Source organism: Burkholderia sp. AU30198, from assembly GCF_020419825.1.
Lineage (GTDB): Bacteria > Pseudomonadota > Gammaproteobacteria > Burkholderiales > Burkholderiaceae > Burkholderia.
The window spans coordinates 15,577-37,574 of sequence record NZ_JAIZSA010000011.1 but is presented as its reverse complement, the minus strand read 5'-3'; the positions used below and the strand labels follow the sequence as shown (position 1 = coordinate 37,574).

Sequence of the window (21,998 nt, the reverse complement as noted above, 5' to 3'; positions counted from 1 at the left end):
CCACGTTGCCGCCGGATTGCATCGCCGAAAAATTGTAGAGGACTTCTAATGTCGTAATCGTCTGGATATTTGTCGGATCTTAACAAAATTGTCCGATTTCCCTTTCTAGAATCCGACAGATCGATGACGCGCGCGGCGGGCAGGAGGGGGCCGTCGACGCGCCGCGCGCCTGGTTCGGAACCGCCTTGCGGCCCCGAGGCCGCGCATCGCCCGCACGCGGCGCACGCCGCCTGCATGACCATCCCCGTCCAGCCAGAAAAACGAGGAGGGATTGCCGATGTCGCGTATCGATCGCCGTACGTTCCTGACCCGCTCGGCGCAGGCGGCCGGCGCTGCCGCGCTTGCGGCGACGCTGCCCGACAGCATTCGCCGCGCACTGGCCGTCGAGCCGGCCCGCGTGACCGGTACGATCCGGGACGTCGAGCACATCGTCGTGCTGATGCAGGAAAACCGCGCATTCGACCATTACTTCGGCACGTTCCCGGGCGTGCGCGGCTTCAACGATCCGCGCGTGGTCGCGCGTCCTGACGGCAAAAGCGTCTGGTATCAGAACTACAAGGGCCGCGATTACGTGCCCTGGCATCTCGACACGTCGAAGACGTGGGCGCAGTGGATGATGCCCGAGAACCACGAGTGGGATGCGTTCCACAAGCTGTGGAACGAAGGGCGCAACGACCAGTGGATGGCCGTGCAGTGGCCCGACGCGATGGGCTATTTCAAGCGCAACGACCTGCCGTACTACTACCCGCTCGCGAGCGCGTTCACGATCTGCGACGCGTACCACCAGTCGATGATGGGGCCGACCAATCCGAACCGGCTCTACCTGATGACGGGGCGCTCGTCGCCGAACGCGGACGGCAGCCAGGTCGCGATGTCGAACTGGATGGGCGACCGCTCGGGCACGGTGTCGTGGAAGACCTTCCCCGAACGCTTGCAGCAGGCCGGCATCGACTGGCGCGTCTATCAGGAAGGCGGCGTCGGTTCGTTCAACGTCGCATGGAATTTCCTGTCGAGCCGCTACTGGATCGACAACACCAACAACTACGACTGCAACGCGCTCGCGTGGTTTTCGCAGTACAAGTCGGCAGCGTCGAGCTCGCCGCTCAACCAGCGCGGGCTGACTGCGCGCGGTGTCGCGTCGTTGCGCGACGACGTGCTCGCGAACCGGCTGCCGCAGGTGTCGTGGATCGTGCCGCCGTTCTCGTCGTCCGAGCATCCGTGGTGGGGGCCGTCGTTCGGCGAGGAATTCGTGTCGCGCATTCTCGATGCGCTCACGTCGAATCCCGACGTGTGGGCGAAGACGGTATTCCTGATCTGCTACGACGAAGGCGACGGCCGTTTCGATCACGTGACGGCACCCGTGCCGCCGTGGAAGGCCGGCAAGGGGCTGTCGACGGTCAGCGTCGAAGGCGAGATCGAGCAGGCTTCCGGGCTGCCGATCGGGCTCGGCACGCGCGTGCCGCTGCTCGCGATCTCGCCGTGGTCGAAGGGCGGCTGGACCTGCTCCGAAGTCTTCGATCACACGTCGGTGATCCGCTTCATCGAGAAGCGCTTCGGCGACGATCATCCGGATGTCTATGAATCGAACATCACGCCGTGGCGTCGCGCGGTGTGCGGCGACCTCACGTCGGCATTCGATTTCGCGGGCGACGCGGACCGCACGGTGCCGCCCGCGCTGCTCAACCTGACCGCGACGAAGGCGCAGCGCGACAACGCGTACTGGGTGCAGTACTACCTCGCGAAGCCGAGCTATCCGTCGAGCTATCCGGCCGAGAATGCGCCGCTGCCGGTGCAGGAGCCGGGGCAGCGCAAGCTGCGCGCCGTGCCATACGAGCTGTTCGTCGAAGCGGCGCTCGATACGCGCGCCGGCGTGCTGAACGTGAGCTTCGCGAACAACGGCAAGGCCGTGCCGGGCAACGCGGCCGGCACGTCGGCCGCGGTGTTCCATGTGCACGACGCGATCGCGCAGAACGGCCCGCGCTTCTACACGATCCAGAGCGGCCGCGTGCTGAGCGACCAGTGGTGGCCGGTGCGCGACACGCAGGGGCGCTACGATCTCGCGGCGTACGGTCCGAACGGCTTCTTCCGCCGCTTCAAGGGCGGTGCGACGTCGAGCGCGCCGCTGTTCGACGTGACGGTCGCGTATCGGGCCGACGGCAATCTCGTCGTGCGGATGCGCAACGCGGGCCGCACGCCGCTGGTCGCGACGCTTACCGATAACGGCTACGGCGCCGCGTCGCGTTCGGGCACGGTCGCGGCAGGCGCTGCCGTCGACACGGTGCTGAACCTGTCGGCAAGTGGCGGCTGGTACGACTTCAGCGTGACGATCGATGCGGATGCCGGTTATCTGCGCACGCTGGCCGGCCATGTCGAAACCGGTGCGGCGAGCGTGACCGATCCGCTCTTCGCGCGTGTGACAGGGGCCGCATGATGAACCGAACCGTCATCGTATGGGGCACGGTCGCGCTGGCGGCAGGCGCCGTCGCGTCGGTCGTCGTGTTGTGGAGCGGCCGCCCGGGTGGCGCGCCGCAAGCCGCTTCTTCCACCGTTGTCAGCCAGGACTCCGCCATGACGAATCAAGCGTCCGCATCGCCGGTCAATTTCCGCGCGCAGCTCGACGGCTACGCGCACGAACGCGACGCGCTGAACGCGGCCGACCGTCAGGCGCGTGCCCGTTCGTTGCTCGCGCAACTGCGTGCCGATGCCGATGCGGGCAAGCTCGATCCGCGCGAGGCGTCGGGCCTCGCGGATCTGCTGTTGCAGGATGCAGAACCGGACGCCGGCGCGCGCCAGGCCGCGAGCGATGCGCTGCGCGACCATCTGCGCGATCTCGCGATGGGCGAGCGGCCGGCCTCGCCCGCGCGCGAGCGGCAGGATGCGGACTATGTCGCGCAGAGCCGCAAGATCATCGACGAGGTGACGCGCACGGTGCCGGACCGCGAGCAGCAGCGCGTGGCGCTCGATACGCGGCTGGCGGAGTTGCGCAGGCAGATCTACGGGACGGACGCGCCGGTGACGCACGGCGGTTGATGAAGCGGCGATGCGGCACGTATGGGCATCGTCGTTGAACAGCGAGGAGAACGGGCGGCGCAGAAGCCGCCCGGGAGCACTTACGCGGCGACGAACTCGTGCACGTAGCGGTTGAACACGGCGGGGCTTGCCGCGTTCATCCCGTGCGACGCGCCGGCGACGGTCTGCCGTTGCGCATTGCCGATCCACTGCGAAAGGGTATCGACGTTGTTGCGGAACATTTTCGGGCTGCGCTGGCCGTCGATCAGCAGCGTGCGGCATGCGATATCGCCGGCCGTGTGCTGCGAGTACGCGGGCAGCGGGTCGCGCAACTGCTTCGGCAGCGTGCTCGCGTTGTCGATCGCCATCGTGCGGAAACGCGACGTGCTCTTCTTCCATGCACCCGGCAGGCTCACGGAATCGACGAACATCTCGAGGCCCGATTCGACGTCGCCTTGCCCGATCAGGTTCACGGCGTTCGTGCGCAGCGCGATCGCGGCGGCCGGCAGCGCGGCTTCGCGCACGCCCGGCTGTTGCAGCGGGCCGCCCGGATCGGCGAGCGTCAGCGACTCGACGAGGTGCGGATGCTGGCGTGCGACGTTGAACGCGACGCTGCCGCCGCGCGAGTGGCCGACCAGATGCACGGGGCCGAGATCGAGCGCGTCGATGAATTCGGCGAGCTCGTTGACGTGGTTCTGCCAGCTGAACTCGTCCTGGATGCCCGCTTCGACGGCCGGCCAGTAATGGCTGAGGCTCGGCGCGATGCAGCGGTAGTGGGCCGACAGCGCGGCGAGCTGCGGATCCCAGTAGCGGTAGTCGCACAGCGAGCCGTGCACGAACACCATCGGCGCGCCGCTGCCCCGCTCGACATACGGCAGGCTGATGCCTGACGAAAGCGGCGCAAATTGCAGGTCGGGGTTCGCGAGCACGGACGGCTCGATTCGCATGTTCATCTGAAAGACTCAAAGGTGCGTCAACACGACGCAACTATGCATCACGGCGACCTGCAAGGAAAACGCATAATTTTCATCGTCACGATCAATTTTATTGATGGCTCGGCCGCAAACCCTTGTCGGAGGGGGATGGGTGTCGATGCTTTCAATCGTCTAACGATTGACCGTGGTGCCGGACTGGCCGGAAAAGGGGCGTGTGGCAGCCTGCGCACCTGCGCATCGCACCTTGGGAAAACGGGAAGGTCGCGAGCCGCGCAAGCGGCCCGCAGTTCAGCGCACCGCCAGCGCGGGCGCGGTCTGAAGCACGACGGGGAGGTCGTTGTCGGCCGCGAACTGCATTGCGAAATCGAATGCGTCCGCGCACACGGTGCGCAATTCGTCCGACACGAACAGGCATTTGACGTTGCCGTCGACGACGGGCATCGCGAGCCGCGACAGCGCGCACGGATAGCCGGGCCGCCGTTCGCCGACGAACAGCGTGATGACGCCCGCGAGGCGCTCGGGCCAGTCGCTCGGGCGGAAGGTTTTCTGCGCATGCGTGACGCCGCGGATCAGGTGGCCCGTGATGCGGCCCTGTTCGGAGACTTCGATGCGATCCATGCTGTGCGTGTCCTCGTTCGCGTCATTCGCCGCCATCGGCCGCGGCGTCGCCGCGCGCGGGAATCCGCAGGTTGCGCAGCTTGTGATAAAGCGTCTTCTTCGGCATCCCGAGCGCTTCGCTCGCCTCCGCGACATTGCCGTTGTGACGCTGCAGCATGTCCTCGATCAGCTTCCGTTCGAAATACGCGAGCTGTTCCGCGAGCGTGCCGCCTGCGGCCGGCGTGCCGCCGGACGACAGCAGGCTGTCGCCGGTCAGCCCGAGCACGAAGCGGTCGGCCACGTTCTGCAGCTCGCGCACGTTGCCGGGCCACGCGTGCGTCATCAGTTCGGATACCTGCGCAGCGGTGACGACCGGCGCCGGTTGCCCGAAGCGCCGAGCGGCCGCGAGCACGAAATGCTCGAACAGCAGCGGCACGTCCTCGCGCCGCTCGCGCAGCGGCGGCAGTTCGATCTGCGCGACGTTGAGGCGATACAGCAAGTCCGCGCGAAAGCGCCCGTCGGTTGCAAGCTCGGCGAGATCGGCCTTCGATGCGGCGACCACGCGGCAGTCGACCGGGATCAGCTCGTTCGCACCGAGCCGCTCGACCACGCGCTCCTGCAGCACGCGCAGCATCTTGATCTGCAGCGGAATCGGCATCGTCTCGATCTCGTCGAGGAACAGCGTGCCGCCGTCCGCCCATTCGATCTTGCCGATGCGCTTCTTGATCGCGCCGGTGAACGCGCCGGCTTCATGGCCGAACAGTTCGCTCTCGAAGACCTGCTCCGGCAGGCCGCCGCAGTTCAGCGCGACGAAATGCGCGTCGCGCCGGCCGCCGAAGTCGTGCAGGCTGCGCGCGATCAGTTCCTTGCCGGTGCCGGTTTCGCCGGTGATCAGCACCGACACCGACGTATCGGCGAGGCGCAGGATCTTCTTGCGCACGTCGGCCATCGCGGGCGACTTGCCGAGCACGAACGCCTCGATGCCCTGCCAGTTGTTCAGCGCCGCGCGCAGCCCCTGCACCTCGAGTGTCAGGCGGCGCTTCTCGACCGCGCGCGCGACGCGCCCCGCGATCACGTCCGACGAAAACGGCTTCTCGATGAAGTCGTACGCGCCGACCTGCATCGCGCCGACGGCCGTCGAGATATCGGCATGGCCGCTGATCAGTACGACCGGAATCTGCGCATCGATCGCCATCACGCGATCGAGCAACTGCAGCCCGTCGATGCCCGGCATCCGCACGTCCGACACGATCACGACCGGCGCGCCGGGCGCGACGTGATGCAGCGCGTCGGCGGCCGATGCGAACGCGTCGACCGCGAAGCCGGCAAGCTCAACCGCCTGTTCGACGCCGATCCGGACGTTTTCATCGTCCTCGACGACCAGCACCCGAATCTCATCTTCCATGCTCTGTCCTTTGCAGCGTGGCCGCCGCGAATTCGATACTGAACTGCGCGCCGCCTTCGTCGCGGTTCGTCGCGGCGATCTTCGCGCCGAACGCCTCGACGATGCGCGACGTGATCGCGAGGCCGAGCCCGAGGCCCTGGCCGCGCGGCTTGGTCGTGACGAACGGCTCGAACAGGTGCGGCAGCACCTCGGGCGCGATGCCCGCGCCGCTGTCCGCGACGGTGAAGCGCACGCGGCCGGCATCGTCCGGCCCGGTGGCTTCGACGACGATGCGGCGCACGGGCGCGTCATGCACCGCGTCGAGCGCGTTGCCGAGCAGGTTCACGATCACCTGCTGCAACTGGCTCGATTCGGCCGATACGGCGGTGCCGGGCGCGATGTTCACGTCGAGCTGCACGCCTTCGTCGCGGATCCTCGCATCGTAGATCAGCCGCGCATGCGCGACGGCCTCGTTCAGCGAGACCGCGACGCGCTCGACGTCGGGCTTGCGCGCGAAGGTCTTCAGCTCGCCGGTGAGCACGGCCATGCTGTCGACGAGCTTGCCGATCCGTTCGAGATTGGCGAGCGCCGGCGCCGGCTGGCCGCGCTCGAAGAACGTGCGCGCGTTGTCGCACAGCGTGCGGATCGCGACGAGCGGCTGGTTCAGCTCGTGCGTGAGGCCGGCGGCCATCTGCCCGAGCACCGCGAGCTTGCCGGCGTGCACGACTTCCTGCTGGGACGCGCGCAGCCGCTGCTCGGTGCGCTCGCGCTCGACGATCTCGCGCTGCATCCGTTCGTTCGCGGCCGTCAGCGCGGCAGTACGTTGCGCGACGGTCAGCTCGAGCTGGTCGTTCGCCCGGCGCAGCGCGTCCTGCGCGTTCAGCCGCGCGATGATCGCCCGGCGGCGCTGGATCGCGTAGCCGGCGAGCAGCGCGGCGATCAGGAACGCGCCGGTGACGAACACGAAGGCGGTCTGCTGCTGGCGCCGCGCGCCCGCGATGTCGAGCAGCACCATCAGCGAATCGCCGGCCTGCGGCGCGGGGCGAGACATCACGAGGTAACGCGTGGTGCGGCCGCTGTGGCGCGGATCGGGGAAGGTGCCGAACCACGCGGCCGCGCTGCGGTCGCCGATACGGCGGTACGGCAGCGCGTCGACCGTGCGGCCCGCGTATTGCCGCGACGCCTGGATGTCGCGCTGCTGCTGCGCGGTGATCGGGCGCAGCGCGGTGAATTTCCACGCGGGTTCGGTCGAGATCACGACCACGCCGTTGCTGTCGACGACCATCGCGGCGACGCCCGGCGCGCGCCACGCCGATTCGAGCGAATCGACGCTGATCTTCACGGCGGCCACGCCGATCGGCACGCCGTCGTCGCGCACCGCGCTGGCGAAGTAGACGCCCGGCACGCCGGTGTTGGTGCCGATGCCGAAGAAGCGGCCGCTGCCGCGCGCGAGCGCGTCCTTGAAATACGGCCGGTACGACACGTTGGTGCCGACGAAGCTGAGCGTCTCGTTCCAGTTGCTGGCGGCGATCACGTTGCCCTGCAGGTCGATCACGTCGACCGCGCCGCTGCCCGCGTCGCGGTTCACCGCTTCGAGGTACGTATCGACCGTGTGCACGAGCCCGGGGGCGTCCTGCGGCGCGGCTTTCAGCATCGCGCGCACGCCGTCCTGCCGCGCGACCAGGCCGGGCAGGATCTCGAAGCGGCCGAGTTCGCTCTTCAGGCTCGACGCATACAGGTCGAGCCGGTGCGCGCCGGTTTCCTCGAGCGCGTCGATCGCGCGTTCCCACGCGAAATCGACGGCCGCGGCCGCGACGCACACATACAGCACGCCGGCCGAGGCCCAGCCCCACCACGGGATTCCCTTGAAGCTCTTCTGCACGTTCGCCCTCATCGAAGCCCGCAACCGGTCGCCCTGAACGACGCGCGCCGCGCGCCGGCTGGGCCGGCGGCGGCGCGTGCGAAGCGGCCTGCGCGACGGTGCGCGCGGCAGCGCGTCATCCGAAGTGGGCGATCAGGATCAGCGTGACCGTGACGACGATCGCGCCGCCGATACGCGTCGCGATCTGCGCGAACGGCATCAGCTGCATCCGGTTCGCGGCAGTCAGGATCGCGACGTCGCCGGTGCCGCCTTGCCCGCTGTGGCAGGCGTTCACGATTGCGGTGTCGATAGGGTACATCTTCATCAGGCGGCCGACCACGAAACCGGTGCCCATCAGCGTCGCGACGGTCGACACGATCGTGATGACGTTGACGATCGTGAACGCGGCGGTCAGCTTGTCCCACGGCGTCATCGCGACGCCGATCGCGAACAGCAGCGGATACGTGACGGCGGTCGAGAAGAACTTGTAGACGACGAACGCGCCTTCCTGCAGCGGCGGCGACACCGCGCGCGCGAGCTTCACGAGCACCGCGAGGAACAGCATCGCGACCGGTGCGGGCAGGCCGAACAGCTTGAACGCCATCAGGCCGACGAGGTACAGCGTGATCGCCGTGATACCGGCGCCTGCGATGTGCGTGACGTCGACGTGGCCGCGGATTTCCTCGTTCTCCGGCGTCATGTCGCCCGATTCGCCGACCTGCAGGCGGCCGTTGCCGGTCAGGTGCGGCAGGCGCTTGCCGAGCATGTCGAGCGCGCCCGACAGGATGATCGCGGTCAGGCTGCCGAGCATCACCGGCGGCAGCACCATCGCGAACATCTCGCCTTGCGGCAGGTGCATCAGTTCCGAATAGCCGATCGACAGCGGAATCGCGCCTTCGCCGACGCCGCCCGCCATGATCGGCACGACGATGTACAGCAGCGTGTGGCGCGCGCCGAGGCCGAGTGCGGTGCCGACCGCCGTGCCGACGATTGCGGCCGCGACCGAGCCGGCCGCGAGCGGGATGAAGATCTTCACGAATCCCTGGATCAGCACGCGGCGATCCATGCTCAGGATGCTGCCGACGATGATCGACGCGATGAACAGGTACAGGAAGTTGGTCGATTTGGTGAATTCGACCGTCAGGTTCAGCACCGGCTTCGGCAGCAGGTGGTAGTAGGTGAGCGCCGACGGCACGAAGGTCGCGAAGATCGCGGCCGCGCCGATGTTGCGCAAGAGCGGCAGGCGCTTGCCGAGTTCGGCACAGGTGAAGCCGAAGAACGCGAGCACCGCGATCGCCATCGAGATCTCGCCGGGCACCTTGCCCGTCACCGAGAAGCCGACGATCAGCGCGAGCAGGATGAAATAGACGGGCAGCGGAATGATGCCGATGCGGATTTCCATCAGTTTCCACCAGCCTTCCGGCCAGAAGCGCTCGCGCGGGGCGGCGACGGCGTCGGAAACCGGCTCCGGATGGGACGGGGTATGGATAGAGGTCTGCAAGACGTGTCTCCTGATGTTGGAATGCCTGCATGGCTTCGCGGCATCGTGTGCCGTCTATTACGCAACCCCCGTGCCAGAAATCCGGCCTGCCGGAATATTTTTAATGTATTGATTTATAAGGGGTTTGTTTCGTCTGCGGAAAGGGCCGCCCGCTCGGCTGGCCGAGATTTCGGAATTCGCCCGGCGCCCAGGCCGAGATTTCGGCCTGGCGGCCGGCCGCGCCCGGTCTGTCCCCCGATCCGGCGTGGCCGGCCGCCATATCGCCGCGCGCGATTTTCTTCGCACAATCGCTTCGTAGACCGTCCCCGCGCCGCTCTCTATCATCGACTGATCCTTTTCCGATGCGATGCCCCCCGTCCGGAGAACGCCCTGCGTTCGCCGCGGCGTCGCTCATCCGTCGATACCGTCTTTGGACAGGAGAGTGGTTTCCATGCTGCATGCCGTTTTTTCCGCCCGCATTTCCGCCGGCCGCGTCGCGCGTCTGCTGGCCGCCGCCGTGCTTGGCGTCGCGCTGCTCAATGGCGCGCACGCCGACACCGCGCCGCTGAAGATCGGCATCTCGACCAGTCCGCAGATCGAAGCACTGAAGGTCGCCGCGAAGGAGGCGAAGGCGCAGGGGCTCGACGTGAAGATCGTCGAATTCACCGACTGGAATACGCCGAACGCGGCGCTCGCGAACAAGGACATCGACGTCAACTACTTCCAGCACATCCCGTTCCTCGAGAACGCGAACAAGCAGGGCGGCTACAACTTCGTATCGATCGCGCCCGGCACGATCATGAAGATCGGCCTCTATTCGAAGAAGGTGAAAAACTTCAGCGAGCTGAAGGACGGCGCGAAAGTCGCGATCGCGAACGATCCGGTGAACGGCGGGCGCGGGCTGTTGCTGCTGCAGCGCGCGGGGCTCATCACGCTGAAGCCGGGCGCCGACTACCGCGCGACGACGCACGACATCGTGTCGAACCCGAAGCACCTGAAGATCATTCCGCTCGAAGCGTCGCAGCTCGCGCGTTCGCTCGACGACGTCGATCTCGCGCAGGGCTACCCGAGCTTCATCAAGCTCGCCGGCACGACCGACCCGAACAGCGCGCTGCTGTTCGACGGCACCGAGAACAAGATCTTCGCGATCCAGTGGGTCGTGCGGCCCGACAGCGTGAACGACCCGCGCATCCGCAAGTTCATCGCGATCTACCAGCATTCGCCGGCCGTGCGCAAGGCGCTCGACAACGCGTTCGGCTCGCTGTACGCGATCGCGTGGTGACGGAGGCGACCATGACGACGGCGAACCGCAAGAAGATCCTGCTCAACGCGTTCAACATGAATTGCGTCGGGCACATTAACCACGGTCTGTGGACCCATCCGCGCGACCGCTCCGCGCACTACACCGATCTCGACTACTGGGCCGACCTCGCGAAAACGCTCGAACGCGGCAAGTTCGACGGGATCTTCCTCGCGGACATCGTCGGCGTGTACGACGTGTTCGGCGGCGGCCCCGATGCCGCGCTGCGCGAATCGGTGCAGGTGCCCGTCAACGATCCGCTGCTGCTCGTGCCGGCGATGGCGCAGGTCACGCGGCACCTCGGCTTCGGCGTGACCGCGAACCTGACCTACGAACCGCCTTACCTGTTCGCGCGCCGCATGTCGACGCTCGATCATCTGACGAAAGGGCGCGTGGGCTGGAACATCGTCACCGGCTATCTCGACAGCGCCGCGCGCGGCATGGGCCTCGCGCAGCAGATCGGCCACGACGACCGCTACGAGCGCGCGGACGACTACATGGACGTCGTCTACAAGCTGTGGGAACAGAGCTGGGACGACGACGCGGTGATCCGCGACGCGCACGCCCGCGTGTTCGCGCAGCCGGGCAAGGTGCGGCGCGTGAAGCATGACGGGCCGTTCTATTCGATCGACGCGATTCATCTGAGCGAGCCGTCGCTGCAGCGCACGCCGGTGCTGTACCAGGCCGGTGCGTCCGCGCGCGGCGTCGAATTCGCGGGGCGTCACGCGGAATGCGTGTTCGTGAACGGGCAAAGCAAGGCCGCCGCGCGCGCGGCGGCGCTCGACATTCGCGCGGCCGCTGCACGGCAGGGGCGCGACCCGGCGTCGATCAAAATCTTCGCCGGCGTGAGCGCCGTCACGGCCGAGACCGAGCGGCTCGCCCGCGAGAAGTTCGACGAATACCGCCGCTACGCGAGCCCCGAAGCCGGACTCGCGCATTTCGCGAGTTCGACCGGGATCGACTTCGCGAAGTACGGCCTCGACGAGCCGATCTCGTATGTGAAGACCGATTCGATCCAGTCGGCCGTCGACGCGATCTCGCGCAAGAGCACGGCCGGCACGTGGACCGTGCGGCGGATGCTCGAACAGATGTCGCTCGGCGGCCGCTACGCGCCGATCGTCGGCTCGCCGTCGCAGGTCGCGGACGAGCTGCAGTCATGGATCGACGAGACCGGCATCGACGGCTTCAACCTGACGCGCACCGTGATGCCCGAGTCGTTCGAGGATTTCGTCGACTGGGTCGTGCCCGAGTTGCAGAACCGTGGCGTCTACAAGGAAGACTACGATCCCGCGCCGACGCTGCGCGAGAAGCTGTTCGGCGCGGGCCCGCGGCTGCCCGCATGGCACACGGGCGCGCAGCACCGGCCGGCTGCCGTGGCCGAACCCGCGCATCCCGCGCATGCGTGAACGTGACGGAGCGAAGCGATGACGCAATTGTTCGATACGCTGGGTTTCATCGACGCGTCGGCCGCGCGTGCCGGCGCCGCTGCCACGACGCATGACGAAGCGGCCACGTTGGCCGACTCGGCCAGCGCCGCCGCGGTGTCGCTGGAACACGTCGGCAAGGTGTTCGCGACGCCGCGCGGCCAGGCTGCCGCGCTGCGCGACGTGACGCTCGACGTGCGGCGTGGCGAGGTGTTCGGGATCATCGGCCGCAGCGGCGCGGGGAAATCGACGCTGCTGCGGCTCGTGAACGGGCTCGAACGGCCGAGCTCGGGCCGCGTGCGCGTGCAGGGCGTCGACGTCGGCGCGCTCGACGAGGACGGTCTCGTCGCGCTGCGGCGTCGCACCGGCATGGTGTTCCAGCATTTCAACCTGCTGTCCGCGAAGACGGTGTTCGAGAACGTCGCATTGCCGCTGAAGATCGCCGGTGTGCCGAAGGCCGAGCGCGTGCGCAAGGTCGAGGCGCTGCTCGAACTCGTCGGGCTTGCCGCGAAGCGCGACGCGTATCCGGCCAGCCTGTCGGGCGGGCAGAAACAGCGCGTCGGCATTGCCCGCGCGCTGGTGCACGATCCCGAGGTGCTGCTGTGCGACGAGGCGACCTCGGCGCTCGATCCGGAGACGACACAGTCGATCCTCGCGCTGCTCGCCGACATCAACCGCCGCCTCGGGCTGACGATCGTGCTGATCACGCACGAGATGGAAGTGATCCGCGCGGTGTGCGACACGGTCGCGGTGATCGAACAGGGTGAAGTCGTCGAAACGGGCCCCGTGTGGCGCGTGTTCGGCGATCCGCAACACGGCGCGACGCGCGCGCTGCTCAGCACGCTCGTGCACGACCTGCCGGCCGAACTGGCCGCGCGCGTGCAGCCGTTGCCCGAGCAGGCCGCGTTGCCCGAAGGCGCACAGGTCGTGCTCGATGTGCGTTACACGGGCGAGAGCGGTGGCGAGCCGGATGTCGGTGCGCTCGCGGCGGCGCTCGGCGGTTCCGTGCGTTTCCTGCACGGCGGGATCGAGCGCATCCAGGGGCATGCGCAGGGGCGGCTCGTGATCGCGGCCGCCCCGCGCGCGGACGACGCCGGCCAGCCGCCGGCCCTCGGCGGCGCGGTTGCCGCGCTGCTCGAACGCGCGCGCCGCCACGCGAATCACGCGGAGGTGCTCGGCTATGTTTGACCTCTGGTGGCCCGAACTGCTCGACGCGATCCGCGACACGCTGTCGATGGTCGCCGCGTCGGCCGCGATCGCCGCGCTGATCGGCATCCCGCTCGCGGTGATCCTCGTGACGACCGCGCCCGGCGGCATCTACGAGCGGCGCGGCGTGAACGCGGTGCTCGGTGCGCTCGTCAACGTGTTCCGCTCGACGCCGTTCATCATCCTGCTCGTCGCGCTGCTGCCGTTCACGCGCGTGCTGATCGGCACGACGATCGGCGTCTGGGCGGCCGTCGTGCCGCTGTCGATCGCCGCGATCCCGTTCTTCGCGCGGATCGCCGAGGTGAGCCTGCGCGAAGTCGACCGCGGGCTGATCGAGGCCGCGCTCGCGATGGGCGCGAAGCGCCGCCACATCGTGTGGCACGTGCTGCTGCCCGAAGCGCTGCCCGGCATGCTCGGCGGCTTCACCATTACCGTCGTCGCGCTGATCGGCTCGACCGCGATGGCGGGCGCCGTCGGCGCGGGCGGGCTCGGCGATCTCGCGATCCGCTACGGCTACCAGCGTTTCGACACCACCGTCATGGCGACTGTGATCGTGATCCTGATCGCGCTCGTCTCGGCCGTGCAAATCACGGGCGACCGCCTGGTCCGACGCGTGACCCGGCGTACCTGAGCGACGCCACAAGCGTCCGCTCGCTTCATTCATGATTCTGAGAGAACAAAACCTATGACCTTGCCCATCGGCGCACCGCGCGAATGGAACGGACAATTCGAGGAAGCGCTGTTTCTCGACGTGGCGCGACGCCATCGTCCGGACTTCCCGGCGAAGCTCGCCATGCCGCCGCGCGAGCCGCGCAATGACGACGAACTGGCCGCCGTCGCCGATTACTACACGAAGATGGCGTCGCACGACCTGTTCATCGTGCAGGTCGTCGCGAAGGCGATCGACACGCTGTTCCGCGACGATCCGCACTTCCAGCTGATCCTGTCGCGCCAGCTCGGCGACGACGGCGCGCACGCGGTGATCGGCCGCGAACGCGTGACCGAACTGACGGGGCGCGATCCGCTGCCGGAAGTCGACCGGCTGGTCGCCGCGCACTGGGCGCGCATCGGCGACATCGCGGTGCGCGACGTCGCGGGCTTTCTCGCGTTCGAATGGCATTACGAGCTGCACATCCTCGCGAAGCTGTGGATCCAGCGCAGGACCGGCCGCATCGGCGATGCCGCGATGCGCGAGCATGGCGAGAACCGGATCCGGCCGGACGAGGAGTGGCATCGCGTGCAGATCGTCCAGTGGTGGTTCGACACGTTGAAGGCGCTGCCGGCGGCGGAACGCGACGCGCTGATCGATCGCGTGATCGCGGCCGACGAGGAAACGCAGGCGCGGCTCGACGGTTATCTGCACGACGAGTACGCGCACACCGCGCACGTGTTCGGCGCGGATATCGCCGAATACCGCGCGATCTACGACGACTGGCGCCGCGAGATCCTGTCGCGGCTGACGGGCCGCCAGCTCGACGCGCTCGTGCCGCTGTCGGGTGAAGCGGTTGCGCAGGAAGCCGTCGCATGAACGATCCACGTGGCCCGGCGACCTTCGCGCCCGATACCGATACGCCCGCCTTTGACCGCGCCGCGCTGGCCCGCGTGATCGACGCGCTGCGCACGACTGCCGCCGAGCGCGATCGCGCGGGCGGTCATGCGGCGCAGGAGAAGCAGTGGCTCGCCGATGCGGGTTTGCTGACGCTTGCCGTACCGCGCGCGTTCGGCGGGCAGGAAGCCGCGTGGCCGGCGATCTACGATGCGATCCGGCAGATCGCGCGCGTCGACAGCGCGCTTGCGCATCTCGTCGGATTCCAGTGCCTGCAGGTGGTGAGCGTCGACGTGTGGGGCAACGCCGCACAGCGCGAACGCTATCTGCGCGGCACGGTCGAGCAGCAGTGGTGGTGGGGCAATGCGGTCAATCCGCTCGACACGCGGCTCGTGGCCACGGCGACACCTGATGGCGGCTACCGGCTCGATGGCGTGAAGGGCTTCTGCTCGGGCACGCGCGGCTCGCAGCGGATGACGGTATCCGCGCACGATCCCGACACCGGCCGCCCCGTGTTCGGCGTGGTGCCGACCGATCGTCCCGGGATCACGGTCAACGAAGACTGGGATCCGATCGGCCAGCGCCAGACCGACAGCGGCAGCGTGCGCTTCGATGGCGTGACGCTCGCGGCGGACGAGGTGCTGCACCGATCCGAAGCGCCGCCGACCCCGCGTGCGACGCTGCGCACGCTCGTGTCGCAGCTCGTGCTGACCAACCTGTTCGTCGGGCTCGCGGAAGGCGCACTGGAGGAAGCACGCGACTACGTGCTGCAGCAGGGCCGTCCGTGGATCCAGTCGGAGGTCGCGCAGGCGAGCGACGATCCGTACACGCTGCAGCGCTTCGGCGACATGCGGGTGCGGGCGATCTCGTCGGCGGCGCTGGCCGATCTTGCGGCCGCAGCGTTGCAGCGCGCGTGGGCGCGGCAGGATGCGTTGACGGCGGACGAACGCGCCGAGGTGGCGCTCGCGGTATCGGAGGCGAAGATCGTCGCGCAGCGCGCGGCGCTCGAGAACGGCGAGGCGCTGTTCGACGCATGCGGCGCACGCGCGACGGCCGCGTCGCTCGGCCTCGACCGCTTCTGGCGGAACGCGCGCACGCATACGCTGCACGATCCGCTCGACTACCGGCTGCGCGATGTGGGCCGGTTCGCGTTGACCGGGGCGTTGCCGCCGGCGTCGCTCTATACGTAAGTGAGCACGCGCTCCGTTACTGGTCGACGGAAGGCGGGCCTTCCGTCGGCGCGGCCACGGGGGCGAGCGCAGGCTGGCTGGCCAGCGGTGCGCCGCCCTCCACGCCGGCGCGCTTGAACGACACCAGTTCGTTCGAATAGCGCGCGTTCCGCGTCCCGTTCGTGTCGTAGAACTCCTCGACCGACTTGACCCAGCGGCCGACCGCCGGCACGTACCAGAACGCCATATAGGTCTTGCCGGTCCCTTCCGCCATCCCGCTGTTGCGGCTCTGCATGACGATCGTCGAGCCGTTCGCGTTGCGCGATACGCCGGACGTGATCGATTGTCCCGGCGCGGCTTGCGCCTTCCACGTGCCTTCTGCCTCGATCTTGATCGCGTCGAACTTGCCGCCTGCCACGGTGACGGTGTCGGGGCCGACGACCTTGTAATGCGTGTCGTATGCTTCCGACGCGTGCTGCGCATTCGGGTGCGACTCGCTGTACTTGACCTCCCATGTCTTGCCGACCGTCAGCGGAAACGCCAGCGGACGGTTCACCACGGTTTCCGTGCCGTTGACGCTGCGGGAACGGCTCCAGTCCGCATCGACGATCAGTTCACGCGGCGCCTGCGTCGCGCCGCTTTGCTGCGTTTCGACGTAGATGTGCTCGGAAGTCGTGCGCTGCACGGAAATCTGGTCGCGCGTCTGGCGCCAGCCGTTCGGGCCGATTTCGACGGTGTTGATGTAGGTCCAGGTATCGCCCGGCTTCAGCACGGGGGCCGCGATCGACTGGGCGAGGGCGATGCCGGGCAGCACGGCGCAGAGTGACAACGCAGCGAAGGTTTTCTTTTTCATGGTGTGTGGAGGAGGGGCCATCGGTCTCGCCGGAGAGCTTATCAACCACACCTTTCATTCGGCATGCCGTGTGGTGTGCCGCTGCCGCTCGCGGTTTGCGTTGTACCGGCGCCCGCGCGTCATCGCTCGAATCCCTCCGGCGCGGAACTGTTCGACGGGGGGCTTTCACCAGTACGATCCGCTGGACGACTGAAATGATATGTTATATCGTTGCGATACAATGTATCACTCGACGATCGCCCACCCTCCTTCCGGAATCGCCCGATGAGCTCCGCACTCCACCCGTCCACGCGGCTTCCCGTGACCGTCCTGTCCGGCTTCCTCGGCGCCGGCAAGACAACGCTGCTCAACCACATCCTGAACAATCGCGAGGGCCGGCGCGTCGCGGTCATCGTCAATGACATGTCCGAAGTCAACATCGACGCCGCGCTGGTCCGCGATGGCGGTGCGGGGCTGTCGCGCACCGACGAGAAGCTGGTCGAGATGAGCAACGGCTGCATCTGCTGCACGCTGCGCGAGGATCTGCTGATCGAGGTCGACCGGCTCGCGCGCGAAGGGCGGTTCGACCAGCTCGTGATCGAATCGACCGGCATCTCGGAGCCGCTGCCGGTGGCCGAGACGTTCACGTTCGAAGGTGAGGACGGCCGCAGCCTCGGCGAAGTCGCGCGGCTCGACACGATGGTGACGGTGGTCGACGCGTTCAATTTCCTGCGCGACTACGCATCGCGCGACAGCCTGCAGTCGCGCGGCGAATCGATGGGCGACGAGGATGCGCGCACGGTGGTCGATCTGCTGATCGACCAGATCGAGTTCTGCGACGTGATCGTGATCAACAAGATCGACCTGATCGACGCAAGCGCGCGCGAGCGGCTCGTCGCGCTGCTGCGCGGCTTGAACCCGCGCGCACGGATCGAGATCGCCGAATTCGGCAAGGTGCCGCTCGAGCGCGTGCTCGACACGGGCCTGTTCGATTTCGACGCGGCGTCGCGCGCGCCGGGCTGGCTGCAGGAAATGCGCGGCACGCATACGCCCGAGACCGACGAATACGGGATCCGCAGCTTCGTCTATCGCGCGCGTCGGCCGTTCCATCCGCAGCGCTTCTTCGATTTCGTCGAAAGCGAATGGCCAGGCGTCGTCCGCTCGAAGGGGTTCTTCTGGCTCGCCACCCATCCGACCGTCGCCGGTTCGTGGTCGCAGGCCGGCGCGATCGCGCGGCACGGGCCGGCCGGCCACTGGTGGGCTGCCGTACCGCCCGAGCGCTGGCCGCAGGACGCGGAAGCCGTCGCGCAGATCCGCGCGCGCTGGGACGAACGCGTCGGCGATGCGCGGCAGGAACTCGTGCTGATCGGCATGGACATGGACGAGCCCGCGCTGCGCGCGCGCTTCGACGCGTGTCTGCTGACCGACGCCGAAATGGCCACCGGCCCCGACCACTGGACCACGTGGGATAACCCGTTTCACGACTGGCCCTGACCTGAACGCGCTTCCTGCATCGATCCGGATGGAGAAGGCGCTCCACCGGACCCCGAGCATGAATGCACCGCTTCCCGATATTTCCCTGACCGATGCCGCGCCGGGCCACCGCCCGCTCGAATGGGTCGGCATGCAGGGCATCGACCTGCCCGTTGCGGTGGCCGAGCCCGGCTGCCGGCGCGACGTGCATGCGCGCGCCGACGTGCAGGTCGATCTGCCCGCGCCGCACGTGAAGGGCATCCACATGTCGCGGCTGTACCGGCTGCTCGACGGTCTCGGCGATGGTGCGGCGCTGTCGCCGGCCGGCCTTCGGCGTGTGTTGCACGCGATGGTCGATAGCCATCGCGACTGCGACACGCGTAGTGCGCGGCTGCGGCTGCGCTTCGACCTGCTGGCACGCCGCGCGGCGCTGGTCACTGACGGGCTGGCCGGGTGGAAGGCCTATCCGGTTCGGGTCGATGCGACGCTGAACGGCTCCCGGTTCGAACTGCGCGCGCAAGTGACGGTCGTCTATTCGTCGACGTGCCCGTGCTCGGCCGCGCTGTCGCGGCACTGGGTCGAGCAGGCGTTCCTGACGGCATTCGGCCGCGACGATCGCGTGGAACCGGCGGCGGTCGCCGCGTGGCTGAAACGGCATGCGACGGCGGCCACGCCGCACAGCCAGCGCAGCGAGGCTGTCGTCAGCGTGACGCTGTCCGCCGATGGCACGACGCTGGGGCTGGTCGACCTGATCGATCGCATCGAGCACGCACTCGGCACGCCGGTGCAGACGGCCGTCAAGCGCGCGGACGAACAGGCATTCGCGGTGCTGAACGGCGAGAACCTGATGTTCGTCGAGGATGCCGCACGCCGCGTCCAGGCCGCGCTGGACGGCCGCCATGCGAGCCCGCGCGTGCACGTGCGCCATCTGGAAAGCCTGCATCCGCACGATGCGGTGGCCTGGGCCGCGCCGGTTCGCGAAGGCGCCGACGCATGCTGATCCGCAAGCTGTTCCGGTTCGAGAACGCGCACGTCGTGCGCGGCTGCAGCACGCGGCGCTGCTCGCATTCGATTCACGGCCATTCGTACCGCGTCGAATTGCTGCTCGAAGCGCATGCGCTGGACCGTGGGCAGATGATCTACGACTTCGGGCTGCTCAAGGGCGACGTGCGCGACCTGATCGACGCGTTCGATCATGCGGTGACGCTGTGGTCGGGTGACGATCCTTGCTATGTCGAGAGCATGCGCCGGCATTCCGAGCGCTGGGTGCTGCTGCCCGTGTCGCCGAGCGCCGAGCAGTTCTCGCGCGTGTTCTTTCGTCTCGTCGATGCGGCGCTGTCCTGCACCCGCATGGCGAACGGCGAAGCCGACGTGCGGCTGCATTCGATCATCGTTCACGAGACCGAGACCGGTTACGCGCAGTGTTTTCGCGACGATGCGTTCAACCCGCGCATGGGCCGCATCGACCTGGACGACATCGTGTTCGCGCCGGCCATCGCCGGACAGTGGCGCGATCCGGGGCTGTTCGAGCGGATCAAGCGCGGTCGCCCCATTTCAAGGCAGGAATCCTGATGATCAGAAAGAACCCGCGCGGCGACCTGCCGCAGATTCACCCGAGTGCCTTCGTCGATCCGACCGCCATTCTGTGCGGGCTCGTGATCGTCGAGGAGAACGTGTTCATCGGCCCGTACGCGGTGATCCGCGCCGACGAAACGGATGCCGGCGGCCGCATCGCGCCGATCGTGATCGGTGCGCATTCGAACATCCAGGACGGCGTGGTGATCCACTCGAAGTCGGGCGCGAGCGTCACCATCGGCCAGCACACGTCGATCGCGCATCGCGCGATCGTCCACGGGCCGTGCAAGGTCGGCAACGGCGTGTTCGTCGGCTTCAACAGCGTGCTGTTCAACTGCACGATCGACGACGGCTGCGTGGTGCGCTACAACGCGGTCGTCGACGGTTGCCACCTGCCGCCGGGTTTCTACGTGCGCTCGACCGAGCGCATCGGGCCGGAAACCGATCTCGCGGCGTTGCCGCAGGTGACGGCCGACGCGAGCGATTTCTCCGAGGACGTCGCGCGCACGAACAATGCGCTGGTGCTGGGCTACAAGCACATCCAGAACGAGTTCTGAAACATGGGCGAGCCTATCCGACGAGAAGGAGGCGCGAGCGACGCGCTGAAGCGACGTCACGCCGAGCTGCTCGTGCACGGCGGCACCGCGATGACGCCCAACGGTGCCGAGCGGATCGACATCGCGTGCGCGGACGGCTGTGTCGTCGCGCTAGGCGCGTTGCACGGCAGCTGGAGCGCCGATGTCCTGCTGGATGCCGCCGGCCTGCACGTGCTGCCGGGTGTCGTCGACAGCCAGGTGCATTTCCGCGAACCGGGCCTCACGCACAAGGAGACCCTCGAGGCCGGCACGCGCGGCGCGGTGCTCGGCGGCGTCACGACGATCTTCGAGATGCCCAACACGCATCCGTTGACGCTGACCGCGCAGGATCTGCAGGCCAAGCTGGATCTCGCGCGCGGCCGTGCGTGGTGCGACTATGCGTTCTACATCGGCGGCTCGGCCGCGAACGCCGAACGGCTGCCGGCGCTCGAGAACCTGCCGGGCTGCGCGGGCGTGAAAGTCTTCATGGGCAGTTCGTTCGGCGACCTGCTGGCCGACGACGAAGCCGTGTTGCGCCGGATCGTGCGCAACGGGCGGCGACGCATGGCCGTGCACGCGGAGGACGAGGCGCGGCTGTGCGAACGCCGGGCACTCGTGGAAGCGAGCGGCGACGTGCGCGATCATCATCGCTGGCGTGACGCGGAAAGCGCGCTGGCCGCGACGCGGCGCATCGTCGGGCTGGCCGCCGAAACGGGCCGCCGGCTGCATATGCTGCACGTGTCCACTGCCGAGGAAATGGCGTTCCTCGCGCGGCACCGGCATCGCGTGACGGTCGAGGTCACGCCGCATCACCTGAGCCTGCACGCGCCCGACTGCTACGCGCGGCTCGGCACGTTCGCGCAGATGAATCCGCCGGTGCGTGAGCGGCATCATCAGGACGCACTGTGGCAGGCCGTTCGCGATGGTGTGGTCGACGCGATCGGCAGCGATCACGCGCCGCATACGCGCGACGAAAAACGCCGGCCCTATCCGCAATCGCCGAGCGGGATGACCGGCGTACAGACGCTGCTGCCGCTGATGCTCGACCACGTGCATGCGGGCCGCCTGAGCCTCGCGCGGCTGGTCGACCTGACCAGCGCCGGGCCGGCACGGATCTTCGGCATCGCGGGGAAAGGACGCATTGCGGCGGGCTACGACGCCGACTTCAGCATCGTCGACTTGCACGCGCGTCGCGTCATTCGCGACGAATGGATCGCCAGCGTGAGCGGCTGGACGCCGTACGACGGGCGCGCGGTGACGGGCTGGCCCGTGCACACGGTCGTGCGCGGGCAGGTGGTGGTGCGAGACGGTGCGCTGAACGGGGCGCCGGCAGGGCAGGCCGTGACGTTTCTGGACGCGGCAGCGTAGCGACACGTTACCCGTTCAGTGCCCGCGCTTCCGGATGAGTACGTAAGCCTTCCCCGACGGAGCCTGCACGACCGACAGGCCGTCGGCGATCGTGCTGTCGGCCAGATGGCACCACCAGAGGGCGAGCCTACCCCGGCAACGCGTCTGCCAGCGCCCGCATCGCGTCCACCGTCTCCGGGTTCGCCGGAAAGAACGCCTCGATCGCGAGTTCCGACAGCGTCACGTCGATTCCGGATGAGCACGTATGCCTTCCCCGACGGAGCC

Annotated in this window: 19 protein-coding genes and 1 pseudogene; 13 read left to right on the top strand and 7 right to left on the bottom strand. The window is 68.0% G+C overall.

Annotated elements, in window-relative coordinates:
* Positions 1–277: 277 nt before the first annotated feature.
* Together LGN19_RS23160 and plcR are read left to right on the top strand one after the other, a co-directional pair.
* The gene (locus tag LGN19_RS23160) at positions 278–2,431 is read left to right on the top strand and encodes a phosphocholine-specific phospholipase C (RefSeq protein ID WP_226217315.1); all 2,154 of its coding nucleotides are present in this window, start codon (positions 278–280) and stop codon (positions 2,429–2,431) included.
* On the top strand, positions 2,431–3,030 hold the full coding sequence (plcR, locus tag LGN19_RS23155) for a phospholipase C accessory protein PlcR (RefSeq protein ID WP_226217312.1): 600 nt from the start codon (positions 2,431–2,433) through the stop codon (positions 3,028–3,030). The genes LGN19_RS23160 and plcR overlap by 1 nt, the downstream gene beginning before the upstream one ends.
* Before the next feature lie 80 nt (positions 3,031–3,110).
* Here plcR and LGN19_RS23150 read toward each other — a convergent pair whose 3' ends face one another.
* From LGN19_RS23150 to LGN19_RS23130, 5 genes are all read right to left on the bottom strand, one after another.
* Positions 3,111–3,962: an alpha/beta fold hydrolase gene (locus LGN19_RS23150; protein WP_226217310.1), complete on the bottom strand. Its 852-nt coding sequence runs from the start codon at positions 3,960–3,962 to the stop codon at positions 3,111–3,113.
* A gap of 270 nt (positions 3,963–4,232) precedes the next feature.
* Complete coding sequence (locus LGN19_RS23145) at positions 4,233–4,562, bottom strand: DUF3579 domain-containing protein (protein ID WP_226217308.1); 330 nt, start codon at positions 4,560–4,562, stop codon at positions 4,233–4,235.
* Positions 4,563–4,584: 22 nt separating this feature from the next.
* Positions 4,585–5,946 (bottom strand): sigma-54-dependent transcriptional regulator, encoded by a 1,362-nt coding sequence (locus tag LGN19_RS23140; RefSeq protein ID WP_226217306.1) that lies wholly within the window; start codon positions 5,944–5,946, stop codon positions 4,585–4,587.
* Positions 5,936–7,819 carry a sensor histidine kinase gene (locus LGN19_RS23135; RefSeq protein ID WP_226217304.1) on the bottom strand — a complete coding sequence of 628 codons (1,884 nt, stop codon included), beginning with the start codon at positions 7,817–7,819 and terminating at the stop codon, positions 5,936–5,938. Before LGN19_RS23135 ends, LGN19_RS23140 begins: the two co-directional genes overlap by 11 nt.
* A 103-nt stretch (positions 7,820–7,922) precedes the next feature.
* The gene (locus LGN19_RS23130) at positions 7,923–9,287 is read right to left on the bottom strand and encodes a 2-hydroxycarboxylate transporter family protein (protein ID WP_175222533.1); all 1,365 of its coding nucleotides are present in this window, start codon (positions 9,285–9,287) and stop codon (positions 7,923–7,925) included.
* A gap of 430 nt (positions 9,288–9,717) precedes the next feature.
* Between LGN19_RS23130 and LGN19_RS23125 the strand changes: the two genes are divergently transcribed.
* From LGN19_RS23125 to LGN19_RS23100, 6 genes are read left to right on the top strand one after another with little or no spacing between them, the layout of a single operon-like run.
* Positions 9,718–10,548 (top strand): MetQ/NlpA family ABC transporter substrate-binding protein, encoded by an 831-nt coding sequence (locus LGN19_RS23125; RefSeq protein WP_226217302.1) that lies wholly within the window; start codon positions 9,718–9,720, stop codon positions 10,546–10,548.
* A gap of 11 nt (positions 10,549–10,559) precedes the next feature.
* Complete coding sequence (locus tag LGN19_RS23120) at positions 10,560–11,972, top strand: LLM class flavin-dependent oxidoreductase (RefSeq protein WP_226217301.1); 1,413 nt, start codon at positions 10,560–10,562, stop codon at positions 11,970–11,972.
* Positions 11,973–11,990: 18 nt separating this feature from the next.
* Positions 11,991–13,178, top strand: a complete 1,188-nt coding sequence (locus tag LGN19_RS23115) for a methionine ABC transporter ATP-binding protein (RefSeq protein ID WP_226217299.1) — start codon at positions 11,991–11,993, stop codon at positions 13,176–13,178.
* Entirely contained in the window at positions 13,171–13,827 is a 657-nt protein-coding gene (locus tag LGN19_RS23110; RefSeq protein ID WP_011353926.1) for a methionine ABC transporter permease, read from the top strand. Before LGN19_RS23115 ends, LGN19_RS23110 begins: the two co-directional genes overlap by 8 nt.
* 54 nt (positions 13,828–13,881) lie before the next feature.
* Positions 13,882–14,724, top strand: coding sequence for a hypothetical protein (locus LGN19_RS23105; protein WP_226217297.1), 843 nt, complete (start codon positions 13,882–13,884; stop codon positions 14,722–14,724).
* Positions 14,721–15,932 carry an acyl-CoA dehydrogenase family protein gene (locus LGN19_RS23100; protein ID WP_226217295.1) on the top strand — a complete coding sequence of 404 codons (1,212 nt, stop codon included), beginning with the start codon at positions 14,721–14,723 and terminating at the stop codon, positions 15,930–15,932. The genes LGN19_RS23105 and LGN19_RS23100 overlap by 4 nt, the downstream gene beginning before the upstream one ends.
* A 16-nt stretch (positions 15,933–15,948) precedes the next feature.
* On the opposite strand, the gene LGN19_RS23095 is transcribed toward LGN19_RS23100, so the two are convergent.
* Positions 15,949–16,764: a hypothetical protein gene (locus tag LGN19_RS23095; RefSeq protein ID WP_226217293.1), complete on the bottom strand. Its 816-nt coding sequence runs from the start codon at positions 16,762–16,764 to the stop codon at positions 15,949–15,951.
* Positions 16,765–17,028: 264 nt separating this feature from the next.
* Between LGN19_RS23095 and zigA the strand changes: the two genes are divergently transcribed.
* Genes zigA through LGN19_RS23070 form a run of 5 tightly spaced genes read left to right on the top strand, consistent with a single transcriptional unit; the run spans position 17,029 to position 21,734 of the window.
* Positions 17,029–18,237: a zinc metallochaperone GTPase ZigA gene (zigA, locus tag LGN19_RS23090; protein WP_226217292.1), complete on the top strand. Its 1,209-nt coding sequence runs from the start codon at positions 17,029–17,031 to the stop codon at positions 18,235–18,237.
* Positions 18,238–18,295: 58 nt separating this feature from the next.
* Positions 18,296–19,216 carry a GTP cyclohydrolase FolE2 gene (gene folE2 / locus LGN19_RS23085; protein WP_226217291.1) on the top strand — a complete coding sequence of 307 codons (921 nt, stop codon included), beginning with the start codon at positions 18,296–18,298 and terminating at the stop codon, positions 19,214–19,216.
* On the top strand, positions 19,210–19,788 hold the full coding sequence (locus tag LGN19_RS23080; protein WP_226217289.1) for a 6-pyruvoyl trahydropterin synthase family protein: 579 nt from the start codon (positions 19,210–19,212) through the stop codon (positions 19,786–19,788). Before folE2 ends, LGN19_RS23080 begins: the two co-directional genes overlap by 7 nt.
* Positions 19,788–20,348, top strand: coding sequence for a carbonate dehydratase (locus tag LGN19_RS23075; protein ID WP_089433370.1), 561 nt, complete (start codon positions 19,788–19,790; stop codon positions 20,346–20,348). The genes LGN19_RS23080 and LGN19_RS23075 overlap by 1 nt, the downstream gene beginning before the upstream one ends.
* A gap of 3 nt (positions 20,349–20,351) precedes the next feature.
* The gene (locus LGN19_RS23070; protein ID WP_226217287.1) at positions 20,352–21,734 is read left to right on the top strand and encodes a dihydroorotase; all 1,383 of its coding nucleotides are present in this window, start codon (positions 20,352–20,354) and stop codon (positions 21,732–21,734) included.
* 127 nt (positions 21,735–21,861) lie between these two features.
* On the opposite strand, the pseudogene LGN19_RS23065 reads toward LGN19_RS23070, so the two are convergent.
* Positions 21,862–21,963, bottom strand: a pseudogene (locus LGN19_RS23065) (transcriptional regulator); the annotation flags it as partial.
* Positions 21,964–21,998: the final 35 nt, after the last annotated feature.

Excerpts from the sequence above, each read along its gene's own strand:
- LGN19_RS23125 (WP_226217302.1), top strand. The coding sequence starts at position 9,718 with ATGCTGCATGCCGTTTTTTCCGCCCGCATTTCCGCCGGCCGCGTCGCG.
- LGN19_RS23110 (WP_011353926.1), top strand. The coding sequence starts at position 13,171 with ATGTTTGACCTCTGGTGGCCCGAACTGCTCGACGCGATCCGCGACACG.
- LGN19_RS23115 (WP_226217299.1), top strand. The coding sequence starts at position 11,991 with ATGACGCAATTGTTCGATACGCTGGGTTTCATCGACGCGTCGGCCGCG.
- LGN19_RS23070 (WP_226217287.1), top strand. The coding sequence starts at position 20,352 with ATGGGCGAGCCTATCCGACGAGAAGGAGGCGCGAGCGACGCGCTGAAG.
- LGN19_RS23100 (WP_226217295.1), top strand. The coding sequence starts at position 14,721 with ATGAACGATCCACGTGGCCCGGCGACCTTCGCGCCCGATACCGATACG.
- LGN19_RS23120 (WP_226217301.1), top strand. The coding sequence starts at position 10,560 with ATGACGACGGCGAACCGCAAGAAGATCCTGCTCAACGCGTTCAACATG.
- LGN19_RS23075 (WP_089433370.1), top strand. The coding sequence starts at position 19,788 with ATGATCAGAAAGAACCCGCGCGGCGACCTGCCGCAGATTCACCCGAGT.
- LGN19_RS23145 (WP_226217308.1), bottom strand. The coding sequence starts at position 4,562 with ATGGATCGCATCGAAGTCTCCGAACAGGGCCGCATCACGGGCCACCTG.
- folE2 (WP_226217291.1), top strand. The coding sequence starts at position 18,296 with ATGAATGCACCGCTTCCCGATATTTCCCTGACCGATGCCGCGCCGGGC.
- LGN19_RS23105 (WP_226217297.1), top strand. The coding sequence starts at position 13,882 with ATGACCTTGCCCATCGGCGCACCGCGCGAATGGAACGGACAATTCGAG.
- LGN19_RS23160 (WP_226217315.1), top strand. The coding sequence starts at position 278 with ATGTCGCGTATCGATCGCCGTACGTTCCTGACCCGCTCGGCGCAGGCG.
- zigA (WP_226217292.1), top strand. The coding sequence starts at position 17,029 with ATGAGCTCCGCACTCCACCCGTCCACGCGGCTTCCCGTGACCGTCCTG.
- LGN19_RS23095 (WP_226217293.1), bottom strand. The coding sequence starts at position 16,764 with ATGAAAAAGAAAACCTTCGCTGCGTTGTCACTCTGCGCCGTGCTGCCC.
- LGN19_RS23080 (WP_226217289.1), top strand. The coding sequence starts at position 19,210 with ATGCTGATCCGCAAGCTGTTCCGGTTCGAGAACGCGCACGTCGTGCGC.
- LGN19_RS23140 (WP_226217306.1), bottom strand. The coding sequence starts at position 5,946 with ATGGAAGATGAGATTCGGGTGCTGGTCGTCGAGGACGATGAAAACGTC.
- LGN19_RS23150 (WP_226217310.1), bottom strand. The coding sequence starts at position 3,962 with ATGAACATGCGAATCGAGCCGTCCGTGCTCGCGAACCCCGACCTGCAA.
- plcR (WP_226217312.1), top strand. The coding sequence starts at position 2,431 with ATGAACCGAACCGTCATCGTATGGGGCACGGTCGCGCTGGCGGCAGGC.
- LGN19_RS23135 (WP_226217304.1), bottom strand. The coding sequence starts at position 7,819 with ATGAGGGCGAACGTGCAGAAGAGCTTCAAGGGAATCCCGTGGTGGGGC.